This window comes from Microbacterium sp. (assembly GCF_031988965.1).
Taxonomy (GTDB): Bacteria; Actinomycetota; Actinomycetes; order Actinomycetales; family Microbacteriaceae; genus Microbacterium.
The window spans coordinates 1-1,957 of the sequence record NZ_DALZXX010000260.1; the positions used below are offsets into that span (position 1 = coordinate 1).

2 protein-coding genes are annotated in these 1,957 nt (G+C 70.2%); both read left to right on the top strand.

Going from position 1 to position 1,957, the window contains the following annotated elements; translation table 11 throughout:
• On the top strand, positions 1–1,558 hold a 1,558-nt coding region (locus RTM68_RS18505), incomplete at its 5' end, for an Ig-like domain-containing protein (protein WP_312173778.1).
• A gap of 5 nt (positions 1,559–1,563) precedes the next feature.
• Positions 1,564–1,957, top strand: a 394-nt coding sequence (locus RTM68_RS18510) for a DNA-3-methyladenine glycosylase (protein ID WP_312173780.1), incomplete at its 3' end; no start/stop codon positions are given.

Sequence of the window (1,957 nt, forward strand, 5' to 3'; positions counted from 1 at the left end):
CGAGGACGGCGGAGCCGACCGAGACGAAACGCAGCCCGCTCCGCGTGAGGCCGCTCCGGAGTCGGAACCGCGTTTCGTCTCGCCTGCGGCTCGCTCAACGACCGAGGGGGAGGAGGCCGCTCCGGAGTCGGACCCACGTCTCACCCCGCCACCGGGCCACTCGACGACCGAGGGTGAGCCCGCCGCCCCGCGCGACCGCCGGTTCATCCTGGCGCTCGGTGCCGTGCTCGGCATCCTGGTGCTGGTCGGCGCAGGTCTCGGGGTGGTCAGCCTGACGCAGGGGCCCCGCATCACCGAGGTGCAGGTCGATCCGGCTCAGGCGATCGAGGCTTCAGGCAGCCGCATGATCCTCACGGCGAACCAGTCGCTCACGGCGATCGACGAGTCGCAGGTCACGGTCGAGCCCGCGGTGCCGTTCACGCTCGATGCGGCGGGCCGTGGCATCGGCATCCGCTTCACGGTTCCTCTCGACGACGACACGAAGTACACCGTGAGCATCGCCGACGTGCAGGGCGCGGGTGGCGGACCGTCGACGACGCTGACCCAGGCGTTCACGACCCCCGCGTCGAACATCTTCCTGCTGCGACGCGACGTCGACGGCGAGGACTCGATCTTCCGCACCGATCTCACGGGCGAGAAGGCCGTGGCGGTGTTCTCGGCCGACAAGATCAACGACTTCCGCGCGACGTCGACGCAGCTCGTCGTCTCGCTCGAAGAGGACGACGGCTCGAAGCTGCTCGTCATGAATCGCGACGGCTCCGAGCAGCGCGAGCTGGCCCTGCCGGGCGAGGGCTACGTCGGCGCGATCCAGGTCTCGGAGCGCGGCGGCTACGTGGGGTACAGCTACTCCGACAAGGAGCTCAGCGACACGGAGGGCCGCGCGAGCGTTCTCGTCACCCAGTCGCTCAGCGGCGATGATGAGCCCGTGATCACCGAGGTCGGTGGCCAGGAGGCGAACATCTTCGTGTGGCAGTTCGTGCCCGACAGCGCCGCGGTGCTGTTCATCGACTTCGACGGAGCCCTGTCGCTCGTCGACCGCTCGACGGATGCCGGTGTGCAGTCCCTCGGACTCGCGACGACGATCCAGGGCATCAGCCGCGGCACCTACACGGCGATCGTCGAACGCCTCGACGGCTCGGTGGTCGAGCTCAACCTCGCGGACGGATCGGAGCAGCCCCTCGCGGCATCCTCTCCCGACTACGGCACCGCCACCACGATCACGCCGTTCCCCGGCGGAACCCTGCGCCACGTGGTCGCGCGCAGCGAGAGCGGGGTGCCGAACGGTCAGGCGATCATCAAGGTCAACGACGAGGGCGCCGCGACTCCGCTGGTCGAGGTCGGGTCCACCGATTCGATCCTGCAGGCGTGCGCCTCGCCCAGCGGGCAGTACGCGGCTGTCGTGATCGCCCCCGACCTCGCTGACAACGCGTACGACCAGATGCTGCTGCCGCTGCCCGAGAACATGGAGACGCACCTGATCGACCTGCGCTCCGGCGATGAGCTCGTCGCCCTCACCGGTTTCGACGCCTCGTGGTGCCAGACGGCGCCGCAGTTCTAGACGCCATGTCGTCGGATGCGCTGCACCGCGCGACCCGCGCCGAGCTGACCGGTCTGGCGGTCGATGTCGCGCCGCTGCTGCTCGGGGCCGAGCTGCGCACGGTCGTGACAGGTCCCGACGGCGTCACCCCCGAGGTGCGTCTGCGCCTCACCGAGGTCGAGGCGTATCACGGGCACGGCACGGGCGCTCAGCCCGACCCGGGATCCCACGCCCGCATGGGTCGCACGGCACGCAACGCGACGATGTGGGGCGAACCCGGTCACCTGTACGTGTATCTGAGTCACGGCATCCATTCGTGCGTGAACGTCGTCTGCGGGCCCGAGGGTCAGGCCGGCGGAATCCTGCTGCGCGCGGGCGAGATCGTCGGCGGGCGGGATGCGGCGGCGGTGCGCCGCGGCG